At 50.0% G+C, this 25,647-nt stretch carries 21 protein-coding genes and 1 pseudogene; 16 read left to right on the top strand and 6 right to left on the bottom strand.

The annotated features are described in order from the left end of the window. Positions 1 to 8: 8 nt before the first annotated feature. Together AC50Y3_RS26775 and AC50Y3_RS26770 are read right to left on the bottom strand one after the other, a co-directional pair. Entirely contained in the window at positions 9 to 809 is an 801-nt protein-coding gene (locus tag AC50Y3_RS26775) for a TetR/AcrR family transcriptional regulator (protein ID WP_494821761.1), read from the bottom strand. A gap of 140 nt (positions 810 to 949) precedes the next feature. Further along, positions 950 to 1,759: a CPBP family intramembrane glutamic endopeptidase gene (locus AC50Y3_RS26770; protein ID WP_494821760.1), complete on the bottom strand. Its 810-nt coding sequence runs from the start codon at positions 1,757 to 1,759 to the stop codon at positions 950 to 952. A gap of 327 nt (positions 1,760 to 2,086) precedes the next feature. Here AC50Y3_RS26770 and AC50Y3_RS26765 point away from each other — a divergent pair, with 327 nt between their 5' ends. Continuing rightward, positions 2,087 to 7,318, top strand: a complete 5,232-nt coding sequence (locus AC50Y3_RS26765; RefSeq protein ID WP_494821759.1) for an SGBP N-terminal domain-containing protein — start codon at positions 2,087 to 2,089, stop codon at positions 7,316 to 7,318. A 68-nt stretch (positions 7,319 to 7,386) separates the two neighbouring features. On the opposite strand, the gene AC50Y3_RS26760 is transcribed toward AC50Y3_RS26765, so the two are convergent. Then, positions 7,387 to 8,274, bottom strand: coding sequence for a LysR family transcriptional regulator (locus tag AC50Y3_RS26760; protein WP_494821758.1), 888 nt, complete (start codon positions 8,272 to 8,274; stop codon positions 7,387 to 7,389). Between the two features lie 137 nt (positions 8,275 to 8,411). Between AC50Y3_RS26760 and AC50Y3_RS26755 the strand changes: the two genes are divergently transcribed. From AC50Y3_RS26755 to AC50Y3_RS26695, 13 genes and pseudogenes are all read left to right on the top strand, one after another. Then, positions 8,412 to 9,503 (top strand): branched-chain amino acid aminotransferase, encoded by a 1,092-nt coding sequence (locus AC50Y3_RS26755; RefSeq protein ID WP_494821757.1) that lies wholly within the window; start codon positions 8,412 to 8,414, stop codon positions 9,501 to 9,503. Positions 9,504 to 9,576: 73 nt separating this feature from the next. Continuing rightward, positions 9,577 to 10,167: a GNAT family N-acetyltransferase gene (locus tag AC50Y3_RS26750; RefSeq protein ID WP_494821756.1), complete on the top strand. Its 591-nt coding sequence runs from the start codon at positions 9,577 to 9,579 to the stop codon at positions 10,165 to 10,167. A 25-nt stretch (positions 10,168 to 10,192) separates the two neighbouring features. After that, positions 10,193 to 10,834 (top strand): DUF2306 domain-containing protein, encoded by a 642-nt coding sequence (locus AC50Y3_RS26745; RefSeq protein WP_494821755.1) that lies wholly within the window; start codon positions 10,193 to 10,195, stop codon positions 10,832 to 10,834. A gap of 50 nt (positions 10,835 to 10,884) precedes the next feature. Beyond that, complete coding sequence (locus tag AC50Y3_RS26740) at positions 10,885 to 11,136, top strand: type 1 glutamine amidotransferase family protein (RefSeq protein ID WP_494821754.1); 252 nt, start codon at positions 10,885 to 10,887, stop codon at positions 11,134 to 11,136. Positions 11,137 to 11,403: 267 nt separating this feature from the next. Then, positions 11,404 to 12,174, top strand: a complete 771-nt coding sequence (locus AC50Y3_RS26735) for an SDR family NAD(P)-dependent oxidoreductase (RefSeq protein ID WP_494821753.1) — start codon at positions 11,404 to 11,406, stop codon at positions 12,172 to 12,174. Positions 12,175 to 12,261: 87 nt separating this feature from the next. Then, complete coding sequence (locus AC50Y3_RS26730) at positions 12,262 to 12,840, top strand: TetR/AcrR family transcriptional regulator (protein WP_494821752.1); 579 nt, start codon at positions 12,262 to 12,264, stop codon at positions 12,838 to 12,840. A gap of 243 nt (positions 12,841 to 13,083) precedes the next feature. After that, positions 13,084 to 13,359: pseudogene (locus tag AC50Y3_RS26725) on the top strand (flavodoxin domain-containing protein); the annotation flags it as partial. Beyond that, a complete protein-coding gene (locus AC50Y3_RS26720) occupies positions 13,359 to 13,550 on the top strand; it encodes a hypothetical protein (RefSeq protein ID WP_494821751.1) in 192 nt (63 codons plus the stop codon). The pseudogene AC50Y3_RS26725 and the gene AC50Y3_RS26720, both read left to right, overlap by 1 nt. 65 nt (positions 13,551 to 13,615) lie before the next feature. Further along, positions 13,616 to 14,218 (top strand): DUF975 family protein, encoded by a 603-nt coding sequence (locus AC50Y3_RS26715; protein ID WP_494821750.1) that lies wholly within the window; start codon positions 13,616 to 13,618, stop codon positions 14,216 to 14,218. Positions 14,219 to 14,435: 217 nt separating this feature from the next. Continuing rightward, the gene (locus AC50Y3_RS26710) at positions 14,436 to 15,362 is read left to right on the top strand and encodes an ABC transporter ATP-binding protein (RefSeq protein WP_494821749.1); all 927 of its coding nucleotides are present in this window, start codon (positions 14,436 to 14,438) and stop codon (positions 15,360 to 15,362) included. Continuing rightward, positions 15,359 to 16,567 carry a DUF2705 family protein gene (locus tag AC50Y3_RS26705; protein WP_494821748.1) on the top strand — a complete coding sequence of 403 codons (1,209 nt, stop codon included), beginning with the start codon at positions 15,359 to 15,361 and terminating at the stop codon, positions 16,565 to 16,567. The genes AC50Y3_RS26710 and AC50Y3_RS26705 overlap by 4 nt, the downstream gene beginning before the upstream one ends. Positions 16,568 to 16,707: 140 nt before the next feature. Continuing rightward, complete coding sequence (locus tag AC50Y3_RS26700) at positions 16,708 to 17,340, top strand: DUF2306 domain-containing protein (RefSeq protein ID WP_494821747.1); 633 nt, start codon at positions 16,708 to 16,710, stop codon at positions 17,338 to 17,340. Between the two features lie 78 nt (positions 17,341 to 17,418). Then, positions 17,419 to 18,030: a DUF975 family protein gene (locus tag AC50Y3_RS26695; RefSeq protein WP_494821746.1), complete on the top strand. Its 612-nt coding sequence runs from the start codon at positions 17,419 to 17,421 to the stop codon at positions 18,028 to 18,030. Between the two features lie 56 nt (positions 18,031 to 18,086). Here the strand turns inward: AC50Y3_RS26695 and AC50Y3_RS26690 are convergent, their stop codons facing one another. The 3 genes from AC50Y3_RS26690 to AC50Y3_RS26680 form a co-directional block, all read right to left on the bottom strand. Then, positions 18,087 to 19,583: a DHA2 family efflux MFS transporter permease subunit gene (locus AC50Y3_RS26690; protein WP_494821745.1), complete on the bottom strand. Its 1,497-nt coding sequence runs from the start codon at positions 19,581 to 19,583 to the stop codon at positions 18,087 to 18,089. After that, entirely contained in the window at positions 19,580 to 20,029 is a 450-nt protein-coding gene (locus AC50Y3_RS26685) for a MarR family winged helix-turn-helix transcriptional regulator (protein WP_494821744.1), read from the bottom strand. Before AC50Y3_RS26685 ends, AC50Y3_RS26690 begins: the two co-directional genes overlap by 4 nt. A gap of 231 nt (positions 20,030 to 20,260) precedes the next feature. Continuing rightward, complete coding sequence (locus AC50Y3_RS26680; protein WP_494821743.1) at positions 20,261 to 22,831, bottom strand: bifunctional 2',3'-cyclic-nucleotide 2'-phosphodiesterase/3'-nucleotidase; 2,571 nt, start codon at positions 22,829 to 22,831, stop codon at positions 20,261 to 20,263. Positions 22,832 to 23,137: 306 nt separating this feature from the next. Between AC50Y3_RS26680 and AC50Y3_RS26675 the strand changes: the two genes are divergently transcribed. Together AC50Y3_RS26675 and AC50Y3_RS26670 are read left to right on the top strand one after the other, a co-directional pair. Further along, positions 23,138 to 24,280, top strand: coding sequence for a glycoside hydrolase family 172 protein (locus tag AC50Y3_RS26675; protein WP_494821742.1), 1,143 nt, complete (start codon positions 23,138 to 23,140; stop codon positions 24,278 to 24,280). Between the two features lie 27 nt (positions 24,281 to 24,307). Further along, complete coding sequence (locus AC50Y3_RS26670) at positions 24,308 to 25,615, top strand: glycoside hydrolase family 140 protein (RefSeq protein WP_494821741.1); 1,308 nt, start codon at positions 24,308 to 24,310, stop codon at positions 25,613 to 25,615. Positions 25,616 to 25,647 lie beyond the last annotated feature (32 nt).

The following is a 25,647-nucleotide window of genomic DNA, read 5'->3' as shown; positions in this document are numbered from 1 at the left end:
TGCTTTTTTTAAATGTTAATTTGGCGCCTTACTTCCAGATACTGCTCGATGCCATCAAGGATACGTTCAAGTCCGAAAGCCAAATCGTCTCCGATCGGACTCTCTACCTCGCCTGTATAGGCGCCTGACATGACAATCGCATGCAGATCCGGGAAACTGCTCTCTGAAATGAGCTGCTTCAATGCGGCTGTGTAGCTCAATCCGGTGAAGGTCGAGACGCTTTCGCCTGCTTTGATGACTGAATCCATATCCCGGGCGATCATGCCGCAAGCCCTTGCGTAGCTGCTAATCAGGAGAACGAATGACATTTTCTCGAAATCATTGACAGGGAACTCGCGCATAATGCGAAGCATCCAATCAATAATACGAAGATTGCCGGGCATCATAGGGACGCTTCGAATGGGAATATCGGCGAACCAGGGATGCTCCACAAAAACACGGATGCAGAATTGCACATAGTCCTGCATTTCCTCGCGCCAATGCTTCTTTGACTCCCCCGACTTCAGCTCCTCTTCCGGTGGAAGCGGGCAGACGCGATCCTGCATAAGCAGCAGCAAATCCTCTTTGCTTGTTATGTAGCGGTAAAGGGACATCGTCGTGAAACCGAGTGCTCCGGCAACGCGGCTCATCGATACGGCGGACAGACCATCTTGATCGGCGATCGCAATGGCGGTGTCCACGATTTTGGGAATGCTAAGCTCGCCCTTAGGCCCTCTTCGTGACGGTTTAATAATTCCCCAGCTCAGTTTTACGCTCTCCGGTAAGCCCTGTATCGCTTCATCATCATAGTGATTTTTGGTATCGGACATGCCATTATTCCTCCGTCAGCTAACTGCTTCCATAAGTGTATACGTAGTAGACAGTATATCATAATTCGCTGTCGCGGAGATGATGTAGAGCCTTACTAGGGTGTGGCAGCGTCTCTCATGCGAGAGACGCCTTTTTTTGCTTACAGGGGACTCGAATTCTTCTTCGGTTTGTACTTCATGACGCTCGCAGCCATATATATGGCTGTCACGGCAATGATGACGATAAGCCAGCCATTGGGAAGCTTGTCGAACCAGTCGAAAGCAGACGTTTTGACAAAAGCAAAGAACAACACATTAAACATGCATCCGATGAGGATGACCGCCCATATGGATCTTAGCCGGATATACATATAGCCATACAGGAAACCAAGCGGGATGCCAAGCAGCTGCATAGCGATTCCCCCCGGCTGAAGAGCGGCGATTATAAGGGAAACGACGAGCACCGCCCAGAAGACCGCCACATTGCGGCGCGCTTCATTGAAGAGGATGCCCATGAACAAGATAATCTCCAGCGCGGTGTTCATGACGGCGGAGATGATCAGGTAGCTGGCCGGAACATCGGCGTATTGATCCGTGAAGGTTGCCAGTTCGCTAACCCCTTGATGGAGAAGGAGTTTAAGCGCAGCGGTGAAGAAGAAGGCAAACCCGATGCCGACGGTGACCATATGTACGGCCCGTAAGGTTGAGATCGGCAGGTACTGCTGCATCCGTATAAAGCCGGGCGGCGTCTGCGAATCCATCAGCTTGTATTTGACCGTATAGGCCAGATAACACAACAAGGCGGACAACACCAGCACGATAAAGGCTTGCGCAGGCAATTGTTCGCCTTCCCCGAAGGTTCCCCACCCGACCAGCGGGTTTACGGCTTCATTATAGATCACAATCGCGGCAATAATCATGGCCGCATACAGCACTACATTCGCAAGCATACCAAGGTATCGTCTCATCATTCCGGCTCGCCCCTTTAAATGGGTTCCTTACATCGGAGGTACAAGACAACATATTCGTGAGATGGTGTGTCTATGCCAGCCATGCATCTGTGTAAGGAATCATCTTCAAAGCACCCAGCTAAAGGCCGATATTCTCCTTCGACGGAGCGATATCGGCCTTTCTTTTTGCAGTACACGACGTAGTGGTAGATCGAGTGCTGGTCCACTAAGGTTTAGGTAAAATCTACTATCTATAAATCTAGTAAATAGCATTGTCAGCGTTGATAATTTTACTATATTCTATTGTAGTGGTAATTTTTTGAATTTAATTTCCTAGGGGGATAATCAGTGCTGTCTCGTCGTTTCAAGTCCATCTGTTTAAGCATGCTTACGGGCATACTCGTTCTATCTGTTGCCATTCCACCGGCGATGGCGTCAGGATTAAACGGCCCTTTGACGCCGGGTATCGGCAATGTGCTGGGGGGCTCACAGGAACAAGCTCCACGTATGCTGCAAGGTAAACTTTCCGGTGAATTACGTACCGATGCGGACGTTATTCAATACTTCACAGCGAATCAACAAACACTTAGACAGTCCCAGGCTCAGACTGGCTTGGCGATTGTGAAGAAAACAGGAGACGAGCAAGGCAGGCAGCACTATTTGCTGCAACAGCAATACCATGGACTTCCGGTTTACGGTAAATACATAACGGCACACGTCGGCACGGATAAGCGGATGTATGCCATTACGAATGATGCTTCTACGGAACTTGAAGGAATCCATTTAGATACACAGCCCACTATGGATGAGAACCAAGCAGCTGCCGCGTTCCAATCGGACGTGGAACAAGCAGTCGGCTATACCATTACGCTGGGCGGACAACTGGCTTCTCGAGAGCTGGGCAAACCAAAAGCCCAATTGATGGTATATCCGTCGGACGGAACCTTCAGTTTGGCTTATAAAGTAGATATGGAGTACATGCAGCCAAAATTGGGACGCTGGATTGGTTTCGTCGATGCGCATACGGGCACTGTACTTAAGAAGTTCAGTCGATTAGAGCAGTCAGCCCCGGATGATAGCACAAGCGGCTGGGGCAGAGGCTACTACGGGGATACAAGGGAACTTCATGTGGCCTATCAGGGTAATGCCTATTACCTCTCTGACAAAACCAAACCGATGTATCATTTGGAGAATGGAATTGAAACGGGTGTAATCGAAACTTACGATGCCGAGAATCCTTTCTTCCCTGTTAACTCAACATCGTCGTCGTTTAATGACCCCGAAGCGGTTGACGCGCATTATTTTGCAGGTCAAGTGTATGACTTCTATGCGAGCCGGTTCAATCGGAACAGTTTGGACGACAATGGCATGTCCATTATCTCAGTCGTGAATGCGGGAGCGATCGATAATGCCTATTGGGATGGGTATGAGATCGTCTATGGTGATGGGGACGAATTATTCGAATGCTTAACTTGCGCGAATGACATCATTGCCCATGAGCTGACACATGCAGTAACTGAACATACTGCGAACTTGGAATATTCAGGACAGTCCGGAGCGCTCAATGAATCCATCTCCGACATTATGGCTGTCGTATACGATGATCAAGATTGGTCCATTGCCGAGAATGCCGGCGTTGCAGGTGGAAGCGGCGTTCTGCGTGATTTGGAGCATCCGGAGCGCGGCGTGCCGCCGCAGCCTTCGACTATGACGGGATACGAGAATCTGCCTGAGGATAAAGAACACGATAACGGCGGCGTTCATACGAATAGCGGTATTCCCAATCATGCTGCGTATTTAATCGCGACCGGCATTGATGCTTTGCCTGCCTTGAGAGGTCAAGGACGAGCGATCTTAGGTGATATCACCTATAAGGCCCTGACCTCCTATTTGACGCCTACTTCAGGCTTTATTGAAGCGAGGGACTCCTTTGTCCTTGCTGCTAATGACCTTACACTTCCGGAAGAGCAGAAGAATGCTGTTATTGAAGCTGTGAAAGCGGCATGGGCTACAGTTGGCCTTCCTTATACGAATAATGAGAACGGTATTGTCTCCTTCAGTGTCGCCGGTATAATCGGAAATCCGGACATTAACGCGTTAGCTCATACCGTTACCTTCTCGACTGCATATGGGACTAACTTGACTGCACTTGCTCCGCAGATTGGTATTTCACCGGGTGCCAGCATTACGCCTGATATTCATGTCGCGCAGAACTTCACGAATCCGGTCGCTTACACCGTAACTTCCCAGAATGGGCAGTCACAGACGTGGATGATTCAAGGATCTGTCGCTGATCCGCAGGCAGAACGTAATATTGTCGGATTCAACTCGGATGTATTGACGGGGCCGGCCATTATCGATCCTATTCAGCACACGGTTACGTTATATGTGGAATCAAGCGATGACGTATCAAGCCTTAAGCCAACGGTTGAGGTCTCAGCCGGTGCAAAGGTTTCACCTGCCAATGGTAGTACAGTGAACTTGAATCGGCCGGTCACGTATACCGTTACAGCCGAGAATAAAGCCGTTCAAACATGGACGGTCACGGCAATCAAGGATTCTGATAGCCCGAAGGTTGTTGGCGGGTATGCTGAGAACAACACAACGGTAGTGGTTGTATTTGATAAAGCGATGAGCGTTTCAGGACTTGGCAATATAGCTAATTACAAGCTGGAATCGTTGATTTCCGGTTATTCCAATCCCCAAATTACGAAAGTGGAAGTGGATTGCGATTATGTCAATGTCGTCTATTTGACTACTTCGGCGCTTGTGTCCAAGAACGGCTATAAGATTACGGTATCAGGCTTGAAAGGAACCAATGGCCGCAGCGTGCGCCCCGATGCGACGAACGGGTATTTCCTGGCGGATGATACGGTGCAGCCCGTATTAAGCACGGCCCGAATTAATGGGAATCAATTAACGTTGACCTATAATGAACCTTTGAAGAACGCATATGGCGCAGTTAGGGACACGTTTCATGTAGAAGTCAATAATAAGCCAGTTATGCTTTACGAAATCACCTCTGTTGGACGAAAGATCATACTGACCTTGGATGATAAAGTAAACGCAACAGATCTGGTGAAGATTTCGTACACGCCAGTCTCAACCGTCGTACGGGTAACTGACTTCAGCGGGAATAACATCCCTGCTTTCTATATGCTGGAGGTTTCAAACCGTACCGGGATAACAGGGGTGAGTGCCGGAGCAGGCTGGGCTCATTTGAATGGAAGCTTGAAACAAATGATAAAGCATCCGACCGAGCCGGTTATCTATGGCATCTTTAACGCAAGTAATAGCGTATCTTCGATTAATCTTGAGACGGGTGACATCCATTCGATTACACTTGATCGTCAACCTGAACGGTTGTATGTATCGGGAGGGAAGCTTTATGTAGCTTTAGTGGATCGCCCTCATAGTTATTATTGGTGGGAAGAAGATCAAACGGGCAGTATTGCGATACTGAAGGAAGATACGTTGGAGAAGGTTGACCAGTTCGATATTACGCTTGATCCTTTTGATCTTGTTGTAGATGATAACGGTTATATTTATGTTTCGTCGGGTTCGGGGCAGTGGACGAACTTCAGGTCCTATTCACCTGCTAACGAGTTCATTCAAGAAGCTAATATTTCACAGGCATCCTATCTTCAATACAGTCCAAATCATTTGTATTCGATTGATACCGATAGTTCACCTAGGGACATCCGTGCATATAACATTGATGATTCCGGGCATTTTATGGAGCCGTTGTACCCGGGTGGCTATGACTCCCCTTATCATGGGGATTATGGGATGTCGACGTACTTTCAGATTTCACCGGATTATAAATACCTGTTCAATGGAGCCGGTACGATATTTACGAGCTCAACTACAAAAGCAGATGATATGCGGTATGTCAGAACGATTGAGCCGTTTAGCAGAGTTGTCTTCTCTAAAGACCTGACAACGTTCTATGCGTTAAACGGACATACTATTAATGTGTACGACTATGCGACTTTCCAGCTTAAACAGCAGCTTGCAATGCCGGCCACGATCGTAGATATTTTGCCGGGCGATAAACAGGACGAGCTGCTTATCGCTTACAGTGAGGGAGGCCAGACGACGCTATCGCCGTACTCACTCGTACCAACCGCGCTTCCTGGCTTGAGCAAGCCGTCGATCACAGGGCAATCTGTCGCACAAGCTGCAAGCTCGCTGGTAAACGGTTGTCCAATTCCGCCAAACTCACCGGACCCTTCCGAGAATAACGGAAGCGATAACAGTGGAGGCGGCTTTGGAGGTGGGTTCTTCGGTGGATTCTTCCCTGCAGAGCCGGTAGATCCCTCTGTGAAACTAGGTCCGGATGATATGAAGACGACAACTGATAATTCAGGCATGCACTTTGAATTGGAGGCAGCTGACCTCCGTGCAGCGCTGCTTAAGGCGCAGGAGCAGGCTGATAAACAGGAGAATCAAGAGGGCAAGCCTGTTGTTCCGAAGGTTGTCATTAACCTTGAACAGCTTGAAGTGAATCTATCGGTGGCTTTGCCATCAAGTGAACTGCTGGAGGCAAGTAAGAAATATTCGGATATGATTCTTGTCGTTCAATCTCATGATGTCACGTATGAGCTGCCTGTCAAAGCATTTTTGAATACAGGCAGTACTGTGATTACGGATGATATGACAGTAGAGATTAGCATCGCCAAATCAAGCAATCTGACACGCAATAAGATTACGAAGCAATTGGCTCAAGAAGGGTTTAAGCCACTATCGGATTCCATCGCATTTACCATTATGCTGGAGAAGAACGGTAAGAGCACGGAGTGGAATGATTTCAATGGTACTTATATTACCCGCTCGTTTAAGATCAAAGGCAACGTGGATACGAATCACATTACAGCTCTTGTTTATGATCCGGAATCAGGGACCACCGGCTTTGTTCCTGCTTTTGCACATAAGGAAGGGGATAATACAGTTCTGGATATAAAGGTGCCTCATAACAGTACGTATACCGTGGCCAGCGCCTCGAAGACCTTCACGGATATTGAGGGACACTGGGCCCAAAAAGATATCGAGTTCATGGCCTCGAAACGTGTGGTTCTTGGTGCGACAGCTACAACGTTCAACCCGGATCAGCAGGTAACGCGTGCGGAATTTGCTGCGCTGCTTGTACGGGCGCTCGGTCTGGCTACGCCGCAAGCAAGCTCCTTGCGGTTCACCGATGTTCAGCCGAACGCTTGGTATGCACGTGTAGCGAGTGTTGCAGATCAAACGGGTTTGATTAAAGGGGATACAAATGGCAGATTCTCCCCGAACGGTATCATTACCAAACAAGAAATGGCGGTCATGATCGGCAGAGCCATGAAGTACGTGGCAGTCAAGCCGGGGACAGGTTCGGCCAATACTGCAATCAGCGTTGATAAGCTGCCGGATGCTGCTTCGATTGCTGCATGGGCTACCGAGGATATCAATGAACTGCTGAAATCCGGCATTCTGGAAGCCGAACTTAAAGGCAAATTCGAACCGGCACTACCCGTTACAAGAGCCAATGCCGTTGTAGCATTGAAGCGCATGCTGCAGCAGCTCGCTTTTATTAACCCGTAGAAGGCCAAAAATAAGACCGAGAGCATCTGCCTGGCAGAGAGCACTCGGTCTTATTTATAACGGCCGGGTTATTGAAAGCATTCAATAAAATGCTGAGCCCGCTTGGACAGCAGCTGATCCTTCAGCCACAGGATGCCCACCTCGGATTGGAAATCGGCATCGCGAATAGGGAGCGTAATCACGTCCCCGGAGGGAAACGAGGAAATAACCGATTTCGGAAATACCGTTGCGCCGATTCCTGCGGCAATTAGGGACATAATAATGGCGACGCTGGAGCATTCGCAGATGATATTCGGTTCAAAGCCATGACGACGGAATTCGCTTACGACCTGTTCATGCATTTTGATCGTTTTATCGGTCTTTAACGTTAGCAGCGGATATTGGGCGAGCTCCTCGATGCTGATATCGTTCCTTCCGCCAGAGGAAGCCCAAGCGGCAGGCATCAAGGCAACATAGGGATCGGAAGGAAGCGGGAGCATGTCCAGCTTATTCGGAAGCAGATGGGCCTCAAACGGCAATCGGGATATGACGAGCTCAATCGACCGTCTCTCCAGCATTTCACCGAGCAGATAATGATCGCCCTCGGCAATCTTGAACGTGACCTGCGGATACTTCTCTCGTAATTGCTGAATCGGCCCGGGGAGAATGGAAACGCAGGAAACAACAGCACCTAGCGAGAGCGTTCCGCGTACGCCAAGCTCAAGCTCTTTCACTTCTTTCATCGTTTCATCTAATTGCAGCAGCAATGACTCCGCCCGGTCCTTAAGCAATCGCCCTGCAGCGGTCAATGTCAGCTGGGTTCGGCTCCGCTCGAACAGCTGGGCGCCAAGCTCTTCTTCCATGAGCATCAGCTGCCGGCTAAGGGGCGGCTGTTCCATATGAAGCAGCTTCGCTGCTCGTGTAATCTGCTTCTCATGCGCAATGGCCAAGAAGTATTTTAACTGTCGAAAGTCCATGTAAGCATCCCCAACATTAATTCCCCTTCCATACCTTAAAGGTATGGATAGTGAACAGAATAGATATTTTATATATACCTCAACGAGTGGTAGTATGCAATCACCAATTATCAATGCAAGGGAGTAGTGAATAACCCATGACAACAGCCAATAACGCCATTTCGATTGAACGCAGTCAGAGCAAGAAGACGAAGCCAGCGCAGGATCAGCTTGGTTTCGGCATCTATTTTACCGATCACATGTTTGTGATGGATTATAGCGTCGAGCAAGAGTGGCATAACCCGCGTATCACACCGTACCAGCCGATCGTACTTGATCCGGCCGCGAAGGTGTTCCATTATGGACAAACGATCTTCGAAGGCTTGAAAGCCTACAAGACCGAAGACGGCGGTATTCAATTATTCCGTCCTCGTGATAATTTTGCCCGAATGAACCGTTCCAACGATCGTATGAGTGTACCTGAGCTCGATATTGATGTGGCGATTGCAGCGCTTGAGCAGCTAATCGCAGTCGATCAAGACTGGATTCCGGATGTTCCGGGTACGTCGCTGTATATTCGTCCATTCGTCATTGCTACGCAAGCGACGCTTGGTGTATCTCCATCCGAGAATTACCAATTCATCATTATCATGTCGCCTGTCGGTGCCTACTATCCGGAAGGAATCAATCCGGTCAAAATCCACGTGGAATCTCATTATGTTCGTGCAGTTGTAGGCGGCGTAGGTGAAGCGAAGACAGCCGGCAACTATGCGGCGGCCTTGAAGTCGCAGCAAGCTGCTAAGGAAGAAGGCTACACGCAGGTTCTATGGCTCGATGGCACGCAGCATAAATATATTGAAGAAGTCGGCAGCATGAATGTGTTCTTCAAGATTAACGGCACAGTTGTTACGCCTGCGCTGAACGGCAGTATCCTTGCAGGTATTACACGCAACTCGGTTATTCAACTCCTTAAGCATTGGGACATTCCTGTTGAAGAGAGAGTGCTTTCTATTGAGGAGCTTTATGAAGCAGGCCGTAACGGTACACTGGAAGAGGCTTTCGGAACCGGAACAGCTGCTGTCATCTCGCCTATCGGAGAGATGAACTGGAACGGAGAGAAGCTCCTAATCAGCGAAGGCGTGACAGGGCAGCTATCGAAGTCGATCTATGACACGTTAACGGGTATCCAAACCGGGGCCGTTGCAGATCCTTTTGGTTGGGTGAAGAAAGTAGAAGTCGGCGAAGGTTAATACAACAGTGGTGAGGCTGTAAGCAGAATGTGTGTATGCTGCAGCCTCACCATTTTTTATTGGGGGGAAACCTATGAGTCTTAGTTCAAGTTCCGTAAATCCGATTCTGCTGTCGATCCCGGAGAGCTTGGAGACGAATCGGCTGCTTATACGCGCACCGCTTTGGGACGATGGGAAAATGGTGAATGAAGCCATCTTTCAAAGCTTCGAGGAGCTGCGGCCTTGGATGCCGTGGGCAAAACAGCGTCCTACAGTCGAAGAATCGGAGATTATATCGAAGCAAGGCAGGATTCATTATTTGGAGCGCTCCGACCTTAGGCTGTATCTGATCTGCAAGGAGACGGGACGCTTTATTGGCAGCAGCGGCCTTCATCGCATTGATTGGGAGTCGCGAAAGTTCGAGATTGGCTATTGGGTCCATACGGCGTTCAGTGGGCAAGGATATGTGACAGAGGCTGTCGAGGGAATTACGAAATTCGCCATTGATGTGCTGCAGGCGAACCGAATTGAGATTCGCGTTGATGCAAGGAACCTGCGAAGTGCCCGCGTTGCCGAACGGCTGGCCTTCATGAAGGAAGGGATACTGCGCAACGATAAGCTTGATGCGGAAGGACGTTTGCAGAATACGGTGATCTATGCAAAGGTGCGGGGCATAGAGTTTTAATGTTGAAACGAGGTACAACCTAGTTATGCAGAAATCGAAAATTCTTTATAGGTGCATGCTGGCAATCGCGATATGCTTTATTGTTTATGTGATCAGCATGAATTTCTTTGTCGATCCGCAGGCAGAGCATTTTCTCAGCCATAAAATCAACCTGAAGCATCCGCTAAACAAGCCGGTTTGGCTCAATGTGATGTATGTTCATGTGGTGAGTGCATGCATCGCGTTGGTGGCGGGAGCGGTTAATTTCGCAGCGTTGGTACAGAACCACTATCGGCGGGCGCACAGAGCGATTGGCTATGTTTATTTTGGCGCGCTCCTTGTCGTTGTGCTCACTTCCGGCTACATGGCGCCTTATGCGACCGGTGGCAAGCTGAACAGCGTTCCGCTTAACCTCCTGAGCATACTGTGGACGGCCATGACGGTAATTGCGATTGCGAAAATAAGAAGGAAACAGCGCATCGCCCATCGTAATTGGATGGTGAGGAGCTACGCATTCTGTTACACGAATCTGTGTATTCACGCGATTACCTATGTGGTTCACCAAGGATTCGGCTTATCGTATACGCACAGTTACACCATCGGCATTTATGGGGCGATCCTCTTCCTGCTGCTTGCAGCCGAGTTCGTCATTCGAGTGGTTTATAGACAACGGAGCACTTATCATTGATTTGCGAGAATGGGAGATGATGAGATGGAGCAGGTGCGGCAGGCAAGAAAGTGAGGGCACAGCTGGCAGAGGGGCTGAAGCTGGCTACGAACCGCCTTGCGATGCATGAGCTGCGGGCAATTGCTCCGGAATCTGCTGAGATAGATGAAGAAGCGCGTTATGTGGACAACGGGAAGATTGTTTTATCCGCTGGGGTATCGGCCGGAATCGATGCGTCTTTATATGTGATCGCTAAGCTGCTTGGCGAGGAGCGGGCACTCCAGGCGGCCAGATTGATGGAATATGACTGGGTAAGGGTATAGTGACCGACATCATGAGGTTGCGTTCATGAAGAAACTGAGCTGTTCCACAGCATTAATTGGGCTAGCTCTAAATTTATTCTTTACTGATCGTTCTCAATTTGGTATGATCAATTCGTAAGCAAGAGGGAAGCAATCGTGTAGAGAGGATGCATTCCTTTTTTATTCGCAATATTAGAACGATCATTCCCATATGGTGAAGCAGTCCATTTGGCGGCAAAGTATAGCAAGCAGTAAGAACAACACCACATGACAAGGGAGCGATATGATATGGGTAAACTAGACGGTAAAGTAGCATTCATTACAGGCGGTAACAGCGGGATCGGCTTTGCAACTGCGAAATTGTTTGTAGCGGAAGGTGCTAAAGTTGTCATCACGGGTCGCAATCAAGCTACTCTGGACAGAGCAGTGGAGGAGCTTGGCACGGCGGTTAGCTACGGAATTCAAGCAGAAACAACCGATCCGCAAAGCTTGGAGAAGGCAACGGCTGCGGCAGTTGCGATATTTGGCCGAATCGATGTTGTTTTCGCCAATGCCGGCATCGGTGGTCATACTCCGCTCGGCGGTACGGAGCTGGCCGCATTCCAGGAAGTCTTGAACGTGAACGTGACAGGCGTCTTCTTCACCGTGCAAGCTGCATTGCCTTATCTGAAGGAAGGCGCTTCGGTGGTCCTGAATGGCTCGGTGCTTGCTAATGCCGGAAGCCCGGGATGGGCGGCCTATGCAGCGAGCAAAGCGGCCGTTGCGAGCATGGCGAAAGTGTTTGTTTCCGAATTGTCACCGCGCGGCATTCGCGTAAATACAGTCGTTCCCGGCCCTACTCGCACACCGATCTGGGGGCAGCCGGAAGGGCTGGCGCAAATGGAATCCAAACTGACACGATCGGTTCCGCTAAACCGTTTGGGTGAACCGGAAGAAATCGCCAACGTTGCGTTGTTCCTCGCTTCGGATGATGCTTCGTACGTGCAAGGTGCCGAAATCAGTGTTGACGGAGGCGGCGGTTCATCCCCGTTCGGCGCTCCGGTCTATCGTCAAGCATAAAAGCCGCCGAATTAACGGACGCCTTGTCAGGGGATTCTTTACCGATTGTTCTCAATATGGTAAAATCGACTGGAAAGGGGCATGCTTATGGCTAGAGCTAAAGAATTCGAAGAAGATGTCGTGCTGCTGAAGGCAATGAAGCTGTTCTGGGAGCAGGGCTACGAGAAAACGTCAATTAATGATCTTGTCGAGCGCATGGGCATTCATCGCAGGAGCCTGTACGACACGTTCGGTGATAAGCATATGCTATATCTTAGGGCCTTTGACCGGTACAGAGCGCTGACTAATAATCGGATTGGTTCGCTCATTCCGAACTCTACGCCCAGTCAGGCGATCGACTTCATATTCGATTACACGATCCAGGGCACGAGTGAAGATAATCCTGTCGGCTGCATGTTGGTGAATATGGCCATTGAGCTGGCTTCAAGCGATCCCGAAGCAAGAGCCAAAGTGAGCGAGAGCTTCGCTTATTGGGAGCAAACTCTTGCAGATGTTATTAGCAAGGGACAGAAGAACGGCGAATTTACGTCGAAGCGCAGCGCCGAGGAGCTCGCCGAAAGCCTGCACAACAATTTACTGGGCTTGCGAGTGCTAACGCGATCGTTAACGAACAAAGACAAGCTTTATCGTATAGCCGATATGGCAAAGGGCATCTTGTACCAATAAAATGAAAAGCCGCAATCCCTTTCTGCAAAAGGGATTGCGGCTTTTTTTATGCAGACTCCTCATAACCTGAACGTCCATACCCGCACATTGTTCTCCAAATGAACAAACGTCATAAAGGCATGGGAATGTTTTTCAAAACATTAATTGACAATGATAATTGGATGCAATTGCACAGGGCATTCGTGAGGCAGGCGGAGGCGGAACACTCAAGGTTCAAATAGTAATGGATGCTGTGGATGCTGAGAACTGCCTGATGAGTTTCTTGATTACTATGCTCTAATGAACGGCCTGCAATTACAGGGTACTAAATCGGCCGTGTTCGGCTCCTGTGATTCTTCTTACCCTGCGTATGGAGTTGCTGTAGACATCCTGATGGATAAACTCAAGGAATTAGGCTCAGATGTTGTATTGGAAGGGCTAAAAATAGAATTCGGGCCGAGCCCCGCCGAGAAAGAGATCTGCAAACAGTTTGGCAGACAATTTGTCCGCATGCTCGCCGAAGTTGGAGGATCTGTATAATGGGATTGTTATATAACCTGTATAAATCGATGCAAGAGATGGAAGGCGATCGTCCGGACATGCGAGATCAAATTGAGATGGCGGATACGCCTCTATCACTGATCGAACTGCTCGCAAGGCCAATTAGCCGCAGGGACGTACATGCGGTCGTACAAGGCAAGACTGCGGTGAATTTCACCGTACCGGACTAAATCCGGGTTCTCCTACGTAGTATAGTTTGAAGCCAAACGATACTAGTCTGGGGGGAAACTGATACATGCTTAGTCGTTCTGAGATTCGCGCTCAAGCAAGGCAAAGCTTATCGGGCAACTGGAAGGCAGCTGTTCTGCACTTCTTGTTGTACATGGTGGTTTCAGGCCTCATAAGTACTGTCACGAACAAAATAAGTTTCATCGGGTGGATCATCAATATTCTGCTTAGCGCTCCTCTGGCTTATGGGATTTACAATCATTATTTGGATTTCGCCCGGGGGAAGGTGCCGGAGGCGACGGAAGTTTTTCGCGGATTTCAGCGGTACAAGGAGTCGCTCGTGGTTTACGTTGTCATGGCGATCTTTACGATGCTGTGGGCGCTCCTGCTGATCGTTCCGGGTATTATCGCGGCACTCCGGTACTCGCAATCCTATTACATATTGCGGGATAATCCGGGCATAGCACCCCTTGAAGCAATCGACCGCAGCAAGGCGATGATGGCGGGGCACAAGTGGCGCTTGTTCACGCTCTACCTGTCCTTCATCGGATGGGCAATACTGTGCATCCCGACGCTCGGTATCGGATACCTTTGGCTGGGACCATACGTCAGCACGGCGGCGGGCCATTTCTATGAGGATCTTGCAGGGTCACAAGGGCGTACGGCATGAAGTGAACATAATAGGTGAAGGAAGGCCGGGATCTCCGCGTAAGTGGAGGTTCTCGGCCTTTTTGTGTTGGTTAAAGTTCCTTCCTTCATCCTAGTCTGCAGTCTAGGATGACTCTGGCCTACAGGCTATAGAATATGGGGGGATTTTCCGTTACGCTAAGAGGGCTGCATCACCTGCGCGGCGATAATGAACCCATTTTTCACTGGAGGTTGGAACGATGTCCGATGTTGTGCTATCGGTACAAGGATTAACGAAGCAGATCGGCGGAAAGACCCTGGTAGACGGTATTTCCTTCGATGTGCGTAAAGGCGAAATATTCGGCCTGCTCGGCCCGAACGGGGCAGGCAAAACGACAACGATTCGGATGCTCGTCGGTCTGGCCAAGCCGACCAGCGGCACAGTCACATTAAGCGGCTATGATATTGCGAGGGATCGCAGACAAGCGATGGAACGGATCGGTACGATCGTGGAGAATCCCGAGCTCTATCCCTATCTAACCGGCTACGAGAATTTGCGTCAATTCGCCAGGCTGTCAGGGGAGATCGATGAGAAGAAACTGTCCGAGACCATCCGTTTGGTCGGCCTGGAGGATCGCATCCATGATAAGGTGCGCCGTTACTCGCTTGGCATGAGACAGCGTCTAGGGCTTGCTCAGGCACTGCTCCATAGCCCCGCGCTGCTCATTCTCGATGAGCCGACGAACGGTCTGGACCCGAGCGGGATCCGCGAGTTCAGGGAGCTCCTCCTTGAATTGGTGAAGCAGGGCACAAGTATTCTCATCTCCAGCCATTTGCTTGCTGAGCTTGAGATGATCTGCAGCCGCGTCGGCGTTATTGATCACGGCAAATGGATTCGAACAGCGATGCTGTCGGAGCTGCGGGAGATGTCGGAGCAACATCGCTTATCCATTGAAGTCGATAAGCCGCATGAGGCGCTGGAGCTTCTTCAAGCCACGCATGCGGAGCTGCGATTCGAGCTTGCGGGAAGTCATACGAATACGATCGACATTCACGGCAAGGTGGAGATACTCAATTCGCTGCTAAGTACGCTGCTGCAGCATGATGTGCAGATCTTGAACATCGAGCGAACGCAACAAACACTCGAAGAAATCTTCTTAAGCATGACAGGAGGGACGCAGGTATGACCGAGCTATGGCGTATTTATCAGAATGAGTGGATCAAGCTGATCCGGCGCAGACGGTTTCTTGTCGTCCTGATTTTCGCAATCGCACTTGTTGGACTTTTTGTATCCGGAGCCTATGATAACTCCAAGCAAAGAAAGCATGACGCCGATCCAGCGGTACAAGCACATCTGATGCAAGAGCAGATGGACCAGATGCAGATCGCGCTAGACACCGGTTCGGATTTGTCGAAGGCGGAGAAGATTAGGCTTACTGAAGGCATTGACTCATTGAAGGCAGGCTTGGAGGAACTGAAGAAGCCGCAGCCGGACCGAACGTTATTTAACGCTGAAGAAACCCGGCAGTCTATTGATGCGCTGAAGAAACAGATTTCTTTGCTGACGCCTGACAAGAAGGTCGAACTGGGTGAGCTTCAGTTGAGGATAGGGGAGCTGGAATATACGCTGGAGCATCAGCTTCCGATGAATGGTCCGGTTGGGATGACGACATGGAGTGCAATCGGCGACCAGCTCGACGTAGGAAGTCAGCTGTTCTTTCCGCTGCTGTGCGTGCTGCTTGTTGCTGATATGGTGTCAGGTGAACAGACCGGCGGCACGATCAAGCTGCTGCTGACTAGACCGGCTTCACGGGGGAAGATTCTTTTTGCAAAGTACTTGGTTGCAGTAAGTGCCTCCATCGTCGTTATCACGATTATGTTTGCTGTCTTGACGGGGCTGCTGATCGCGATGTTCGGAACCGGCGGCATGGATCAACCGGTCTCGGTAGGCGTTCGTTATATGGAAGTCACGCAGATGGTGGGCGGCGAAATGAAAAATACGGTAGCCGCTGATCCGTCGACGCAAACCATTGTTTCCGCCATGGCGTTCAGCATTTATGCGATGTTATTGACGATCCTGGCGAGTGTGGCGATGTGTACGCTTGGATTCTTCTGTTCCGTGCTCGTTCGCTCGGCAACGGTGAGTACGGGCATTGCATTGGCCGCCACCATTATTGGCCCCATCGGTGTTCATGCTGTTAGCGGGGTCAAGTGGATGCAGTATTTTATCACCTCATGCTTTGGACTGCCTTACGCATGGTCGGGATCGCTGTCGATGCAATATGGATTCCCGGTCACGCTCAATAGCAACTTGCTTTCCCTTCTTGCATGGACCGTTGCATTGTATGCCATCGGCCATTATATCTTTACGAAGCGGGATGTTCTCGAATAATAACAACGTGAGGGCAGAGCCGGATGGACTCCAAGTGGAGGACGTCCGGTTTTTGTTTTTAGTCTTTTTTTAGAAATCCTTTACGGTTTCCATAGAATGAACAGGTACAATGAAAAGAAAACGTAGGTGGCGTGGTAGTTGTGAGGACGAAGAGGCTTTGGTGGATTGTGCTTGTTGTTTCGCTTGGGGTGATGATTCCGTTCATGCTCCCTTATTTGACCTTTGATTCGGATCGCAGCCGTATAACCGTCTCCTCCGTGAACATTCAGTATCCGGCGCTTGTTGCGCATATCTCCTTTGCGTTTATCGCCCTGCTGACGGGATGGATTCAATTCGTAGGACGTATACGCAATCGGTATCCTCGCGTGCACCGACTATTGGGACGTGCGTACGTCGGCAGTGTCTTTCTAAGTGGGAGTTTATCGCTGGTGGTTACTCTGTATGTAGAGAATTTTACAGTAGCGGTGTCCTTCCTCATGCTGATCTTCCTCTGGCTGTTTACGAGCTGGAAAGGGTACCGCACGGCAGTACTTCGGAGGTTTGACGAGCATCGCAAATGGATGATTCGCAGTTACGGAGTCACATTGGTGGCTGTGTGCGCGCGCTTGGTGGTTCCGATTTTGCTGCTAACCTATGGTGTGCTGAATGGCTTTTCTCTACCGGCGGGTAGGGAGGGGATGATTGAGGCGGTATTGAGTGTGAATATTTGGACGGCAATCATCATCGATCTGATTATTGTAGAATGGGTAATGATAGCCAGACAATGGAAATAAAGTGGTTGTGAAGTCCCAGCTTGGCAAGGTAAGATAGGATTGCAAGCCACTATTGGATACCAGGGGGAAATTCGACGCATGCTCACTCGTCCTCAAATTCGTGCCAGAGCAAGACAAAGCTTATCCGGCAAGTGGAAGCCGGCTGTTCTTCACTTCTTAATGTTCGTGATTATTTCGATTATCGTTAGTACGGTCACCAATAAAATTAATTATATTGGATGGATAATCAGTATCCTAATGGAAGCTCCGTTAACGTATGGAATCTATAACCATTACTTGGATTATGCTCGGGGGAATGTGCCTGAAGCTGCCGGTGTTCTTAGAGGATTTGAGCGGTATAGAGATTCGCTTGTGCTTTACGTCGTCATGTCGATCTTTACCTTGCTTTGGACGCTGCTGTTCATCGTACCGGGTATCATCGCGGCGATCCGCTACTCGCAGTCCTATTATATTTTGAGGGATAACCCGGGCATGGCGCCTACGGAAGCGATTAACCGCAGTAAGGCCATGATGGCGGGGAACAAATGGAGATTGTTTGTGCTCTACTTATCCTTCTTCGGTTGGTTTCTGTTGTGCATTCCAACGCTTGGTGTTGGCTTCCTCTGGTTAGGACCGTATTTCAGCACATCGATGGCTCATTTCTATGAGGATCTGCGTTTCGGCAGGCAAGAAGACCATATCGTCGCCTAATAGGGCAACAAAGAAGGCCGGGATCTCCGAAAGCGGAGAATTCCCGGCCTTTTGTATTATTCCACATCGTCAAAATTAGTGAAGTCGGCGCGTGAAGCCGCAGGCTCTTCATGCGGCTTCACCTTGCGGATGAAGAACGCCAGTACGAGCGCGGCCACCGTCAGCCAAGTAGCAACAACGAAGGAGTGGTTGATACCGTAGATCATGGCGGTTTGCGTGATTTCCGCCATTTTGGTTTGGTCGGTCGTATCGACTTTACCCGCTATGATAAGCTCTTTGGCGTGGGACGCTGTCTTGTTCGTCATGAGTGTGACCAGAATCGCGGTACCAAGTGCGCCCGAGACGTTACGAAGCGTCTGCGACATGGCTGAACCGTGTGCGTTTAGACGGCGCGGAAGCTGGTTCATCCCGGCTGTCTGAATCGGCATCATAAGCATCGACATCCCAAACATCCGAAGCGTATAGATCAGCATCATATGATTGTAAGTGGAGTCGGCCGTCAAATGGCTGAATTCATACGTCGTGATCGTCGTAATGATGAGACCGACCACAGCCAGCCAGCGAGCGCCGACTTTATCGAAGATCATCCCCGTAATCGGGGACATGATCCCCATTAGAATGGCTCCCGGCAGCAGCAGCAAGCCGGAGTCCAGCGGTGAGAAGCCGCGGATGTTCTGCAGGAAGATCGGAAGCAGAATCATACCGGAGAACATCGCCATCGTGATAATCGCGTTGATCAGTGTCGTCAAAGAGAACATCGGATATTTGAATACGTTCAGATCAAGCAGCGGCTTCTCGGCCGTGAGCGATCGGATAATGAAGAGCAATAAGGATAGTCCGCCGAGTGCGAGGCAGACGATAACGGTTGTGCTGTTCCAGCCGGCAGAGCCAGCGTCACTAAAGCCGTACAGGAGTCCGCCGAAACCGATGGTGGATAGGATAACCCCAGGGATATCGAGCTTAGGAAGACTGGTTTTGATAACATCCTTCATGAAGATAGCGCCGATAATAACGGCCAAGATGGCAAGCGGCATGATGATGTAGAACAGAACATGCCAGTCGTAATGCTCGACGACCCAACCGGACATCGTTGGACCAATAGCCGGCGCGAAAATCATAGCGATCCCCATCATACCCATCGCTTTGCCGCGTTCTTCTACAGGGAAGATCGTTAGAATGACAACAGACATGAGCGGCATTAGGATACCGGCACCGACTGCTTGCACAAGGCGCCCGGAGAGCAGAATGCCAAAGTCGCCGGAGAAGGCGCAAATGATCGTCCCGATGGCGAACAGGGATGAAGCCACCAGGAATAGCTTTCGCGTGGAGAAACGGTTGAACAAGAAGGCGCTGATCGGTACGAGAACGCCGTTTACGAGCATGTAGCCGTTGGACAGCCACTGAATGGTGCTCTCGTTGACGTCGAGATCCGCCATCATTTTGGGCAAGGCGACATTCAATACGGTTTGGCTAAGCAACGCTACGAATGCCGCGAGGAGCAGGGAGGCCATAATCGGGCCTTTGCGTAGAGTTGAACTTATCATGCTGGTCATATAGCACCATCCTCTTTCACTTTTCTTAAGATGCCTAAAATTTCGGTTTGAATACGAAGCAGCTGCTGCTGGTCATCATCGGACAAACCAAGAAGAGGCTGGAACATCATTGTGCGCGTATCGTTCGATTCTTCCCATAACGCATTTCCTTTATCGGTGAGCGTCAGCGTCATGGCCCGGCGATCCGCCTCGGTCCGTTCGCGGCACACGAGTTCATCTCGCACCATCCGATCGATAATACCGCTGGTCGTGCTGTTGCCAAGGCTTAACTTCTCGGCCAGTTCCGACAGTTTGATCTCCGGGTACTCCCTCAAGATGCGGATGACGATGAGCTGCAGCGGTGTTAGATGGTGCTGCTGCGCCACTTTCTTCATCACCTGGAAGAAGGCCTGATTCACTTCGCGATAGCTATGGAAAATTTCAAGTATTCGCTGTTGTTCGTTCAAGTGGGCTACCTCCTAAGCGGATTGCAGCATTCCGAAATTTACTTCGCATACGAAATTTCGTATACGAAGTATTATGCTCCGATTTTTTTCATATGTCAATTTTGATATATAAAATAGAAAAAGGTACCTGATTAGGGTACCCTGTTTTAAGAAATTTGGCTCAAAAAAAGACCCGCAAGAGTCCACTTGGATTTAAGTGTCCGTCCTGCGGGTCTTATGTTCTGACAATGCTTATTTTGCTGCGCTTGTCATAAGCAGATCAATAACTTTTGCTGCTTCCGCGCGCGTCGATGTAGCCTTTGGCACAAAGGTATTGTTGCCGCGGCCATTCATAATGCCTTTGCCGGTTACTGCATCGATGCTGGCTTTCGCCCAAGGGCTGATCATGTCGCTGTCTGTGAATGCAACGGCAGCCGCAGTTGCAGCTTCCGCTGCTTGAAGATCCAGCGCGTTCTTAGCCATCACAGCCATTTGCTCGCGTGTGATGCTTGCCGTTGGAGCAAACAGATCGTTGCTGATGCCTTTAACCAAGCCGTTGCCGAAAGCTGCTGCAACTGCATCAGCGTACCAACTGCCAGCCGGAACGTCTTTGAACGTTGCTGTAGTTGCTGTCGGTTTAAGACCCAGTGCTTTCACAAGCATGCTTGCAAACTCAGCGCGTGTCACTTGTGCGTTGGGATCAAAGTCAGTCTCGTTCTTGCCTTGTACGATTTGTTTAGCCGCCAGACGCTGAATCGATGGGTAAGCCCAGTGCGAAGCAGGCACGTCGCGGAACGATTTGTTCAAGTTGATCGAGAAGATACCGAAGCCTTTGTCATCTGTTTTGTCCAAGTAACGGATGTTGCTCGTTGCTTTCGCATAACCTTCAGCCTTCGGAGACGAAGCGAACGTTACATTCACATCACCGAAGATTGGCGCGATGGACCAGTTATTGTCGATCGATGGGTTAATCTCTTTATTTTCCGTGATGTAATCCATCAGAATTTGACGGTTCTCTTCGGTGGAATCAATGATGTACTTGCTTCCTTTAACGCCTGGGAAGTTACCGCCGCCGCTTGCGCGGTAGTTGTTCGTTACTACGATAAAGTCTTGGTTCGGATCAATTGCCTTACCTTTGTATTTCAGGTTGATGATACGGCTGGAATCCGCATTGCTGACCGTGCCGTCTACTTTATACTTAGCCGGTTTCGTAACATCGACTTGATACGTTACACCGTCAATGACGTCAAAGTTGTACACCGGGAATCCCGGGTTGAGCAAAGCTTGCTCTTCTTTGACAGTCGGATCGATCTGATTGAACTTGCCTGCCGACATTTCAAGCCATTCTTTCACAACAGAGCCTTTAACCAGAATCGCCTTCATCGTGTTGTCATAAAGGTAGAGATCGCCTGCACTCTTAATCGCAAGAGGACCGGTTTTGATTTCGGTATATTCCTCCACGCCATTGCGGCCTGCTTTAAACGGAGCGCCAACCGACAGAATCGGCGTATCTTTGTATTGCGGCAAATTGTCTTTCACGTATTTCTCGACATACCATTTCTGCGCGTTCGTTACAATTTGAACAGATGGATCATCTTGAACGAGGGCAAAATAGCTGTGAATCGGCGAAGTCGTTGTCCCGATTGGGTTGTTCGCATATTGAATAGTCGCGTCATGATCAGCTTTAACAGCTGCTACAATGGCAGGATCTTCTTCGACAAGCGATTTCTTCGCTACTTTGTCATAGATGAATTTCGTGGAGGACTGGGATGCCGCCACTTTCCATTTGCCGTCTTGCTTCTCGAGCGTAAGGTCGATTACGCCCAGGTCGCTGCCGCCGTAACCGGCTTGAACCGCAGGTACGCCGTTGATTGTACCTTTCGCGTTGTCTATGCCAGGCAATACTTTGCCCGAAGCATCTTTGAACAGCGCATCAAGGGACTTCTCGTCAACTGCCGGGAATACCTTATGCGTGTGTGAGAACGTGATCGCATCAATGCCAGGCACTTTGCTTAGCGGCAATACGGCATCTTCAGCTTTCACATGGGCTTGAGCGCTGCCGTTAAAGCCTGTATGCGCCATGGCGATAATAATATCCGCGCCTTCTGCTTTCATAACGGGAATGAATTTCTCAGCGGTTTCCACAATATCCTTCGTGATGACATTGCCTTCAAGCGAAGCTTTGTCCCAGTCCATAATTTGCGGCGGTACAAAACCGATGACGCCGATCTTGAGTGTTTGCTCTTGTCCGGATTCGTCTTTGTACTTTTTCTCAATAATCTTATACGGCTCGAATTTGTTTACATCATTATCAGGGTTATTATCCTTATCATCTACATAGACGTTAGCGGAGATGTAAGGGAAGTTAGCGCCTTTGATCGCTTGGTTCAGGTAATCAAGGCCGTAGTTGAACTCATGGTTGCCAAGCGTGGCTACATCGTAGCCCATGAGATTCATCGCTTTGTAAACCGGGTGAATCTCGCCTGCTTTCAGCGGAGCCACTTTCGCTTTGTACGTGCCGAGCGGCGTACCTTGAATCAGGTCTCCGTTATCGACCAAGAACGTATTCGGGGATTGTTCACGAACTTGTTTGACGAGGTTCGCCGTTCTGGCTAAACCTACGGTTGGAGCTGCAGCATCCTTGTAGTAATCATAGGACATCAGATTCGTATGAATGTCCGTTGTCTCCATAATGCTAAGCTTCAAGGTCGAGCTGCCTTCAGCCTCTGCGGAAACAATTCCGCTCATTGGCACTGCAAGCAATCCTACTGCTAATGTAGTTGCAACCCATTTACGAGCTCGTTTATTTTCTCTGTTTCTCATGCTGCTCCACTCCCCAAGTAAAAGTTTGTTCAAAAAAAATTGAACGAATTTTGAACCTCTCTTATCTTAGTTGAAGTGACACCAAAAGGCCAGCGTTAAAAAATGTATCTCGGTCGCGTAAAAAAGTAAATGAAAGATAAGATGAGTCAATGATTTCACGTTGTTGCCGTATCTTCGCAGCCCTATAATCGAGTTAGGAAGCGAATGACGGACCTGCACAGTATGCGTAATAGGACAACTCCTGACCGCTAAGGATCAGGAGTTTTTTTTTGGGATTACTATTAGATTCATAGAGGAGCGATCATCATGTCCATACTTGACGGCATCTATAAGCTTCAAAGCGGCAGAAGAACGAAGCGGATTTCCAGCTATGATCGAGCGGGCTTCAATAAGGATTCGGTGCCAATCGGCGCAGGAGAGGTCAAGGAAATTGCGCGAATCGAAGGCGGGGGCATTATCCGCCATATCTGGATGACCATCAGTACGAGCGATCCCATGATTCGCCGTAACGCGGTGCTGCGCATGTATTGGGATGGGGAAAAGGAGCCGAGCGTGGAATCGCCGATCGGTGATTTCTTCGGACAAGGCTGGGGCCAGTCCTATCCGTTCCTATCTTTGCCGCTGGCAGCCGCTCCGCAAGGGGGCAAGGCGCTGAATTGCTATTTTCCAATGCCTTTCGGGCGAGGGGCTGTCATTACGGTAGAGAATGACTCGGACCAGCCCATGGATGCCCTCTATTACTATGTGGATTATGAGGAGCATGACGAGCTTGAAGATGGTATAGGGAGATTCCATGCGCATTGGCGGCGCGAGCTGGCGGAGGCGGATGCCGAAGATGGCGAGAACGAAGGTTTGCTTGAAATCGTGCCGCTGAAACCGACTTTGGATGACAAGAACAATTATGTGTTTGCAGATATAGAAGGAAAAGGTCATTTCGTCGGGCTGAATTACTTCGTCGATAATCCGAGTCCGATGTGGTACGGCGAAGGCGATGACATGTGGATGATCGACGGCGAACAATGGCCGGGATCGCTGCATGGCACGGGGACGGAGGATTATTTCAATACCGCATGGTGCCCGAAGGAAGTGTATATGCATCCTTACTTCGGCATTGCCAAGATCAACGAGGGGGAAACGGGGTTTCTTGGGCGGACGCACTGTTATCGCTTCATGCTCGAGGATCCGGTGTATTTCGAGAAATCGCTGCGCGCGAGTATAGAACATGGTCATGGAAACGTACTGACGCTGGATCTCGCCACGGTTGCATACTGGTATCAGTCAGAGCCGCATAAGCCTTATCCGAAGCTGCCTGATCGGGCCGGCCGGCAAAATATGCCGATGCTCAATCTGCACGATGTGCATTATTGGCGGCAGGAATACCGCAAAGCGTTCGGCGGAGGAACGAAGCTGTGGGGCAATGAGTGGCGGTCGCAGAGACCGCAAGGTTAACGCGCCAATAGAGGGGAGAAGCTGACGATGCTGAACATAGCTGAGAATAAACGATTTCTGGTCAAAGAGGACGGTACGCCTTTCTTCTATATGGGTGATACCGCATGGGAGCTGTTTCATCGGTTGGATCGTGAACAGACGGCGGCCTATTTAGAAACCCGTAAGGAGCAGGGCTTCAATGTCATACAAGCGGTTATTCTCTTCGAGCTTGAAGGGCTGGCTGAGCAGAACGCGTATGGCGAGGTGCCGCTGCTGCAGAACGAAGCGGGCAGCTTCGATCCATCGCGTCCCGCGGAAATCGCGGACTGCTATGATTATTGGAATCACATTGATTACGTTGTGGATTATGCGGCATCGCTGGACCTCGTCATAGGCATCGTGCCGACTTGGGGAGATAAGGTGCTGCTTGGCAATCCCTTTGCAAAGGGACCTGAGATCTTCAACGTGGACAATGCGCGCCAATTCGGCCGTTATGTAGGTGAGCGATACAAGGACAAGCCGAATATCGTCTGGATTCTCGGCGGAGATCGGAACCCGGATGAGCGGATTGCAGTATGGCGGTTGATGGCAGGAGGGTTGCGCGAAGGAGATGGGGGAAGTCACCTGATCACCTACCATCCGATGGGCGGTTTCTCCTCTTCGATTTGGTTCCATCACGACGAATGGTGCGATTATCATACGCATCAATCCGGGCATTTCGGCCGGCATTTGGCGAACTACAATTTGATTGCAAAGGATTATCATATCTACCCGCCCAAGCCGACGATCGATGGGGAGCCTCGCTATGAAGACCACTCGGTTAATTGGAACGAGGAGCTTGGTTTCTTCCTTGATTATGATGTGAGGCAAGCGGCATACTGGGCAGTCTTGGCGGGCGCTTTTGGTCATGTTTACGGCCATACGAGCGTTTGGCAATTCTATGAGCCCGGGCGGACAGCCTACAGCGGAGCTAAACTGCATTGGCATGAGGCTTTGAGCCGCCCGGGCGCCGCCCAGATGAAGCATGTGCGGGCGCTCTTCGAATCGCGGCCGCTTCTGGAGCTGGTGCCGGATCAAAGCTTAATCAAGAATCAGCTGGAAGGGGCGGACCACATTCGGGCGGCTAGAGGGCGCAGTTATTTGTATGTATATAGTGCGACCGGTCAATCGTTCGAAGTGAGCATGGGCCGGATCTCAGGCGACCACGTTCGCGCCAGCTGGTACGATCCGCGCACAGGGGAGACATTGATCGCACATAAGCAGGTCATTCCGAATCAGGGTATGAAAACATTCGTGCCGCCCACCTCCGGAATCGGCGAGGACTGGGTCCTTATTTTAGACGATACTGCAGTATAAGTTGGGGAGCACTGAAAAGAAGATTGGCCCGA

The sequence above is a fragment of the Paenibacillus sp. J22R98 genome (assembly GCF_059383835.1).
This window is presented reverse-complemented; position numbering and strand designations above follow the sequence as displayed.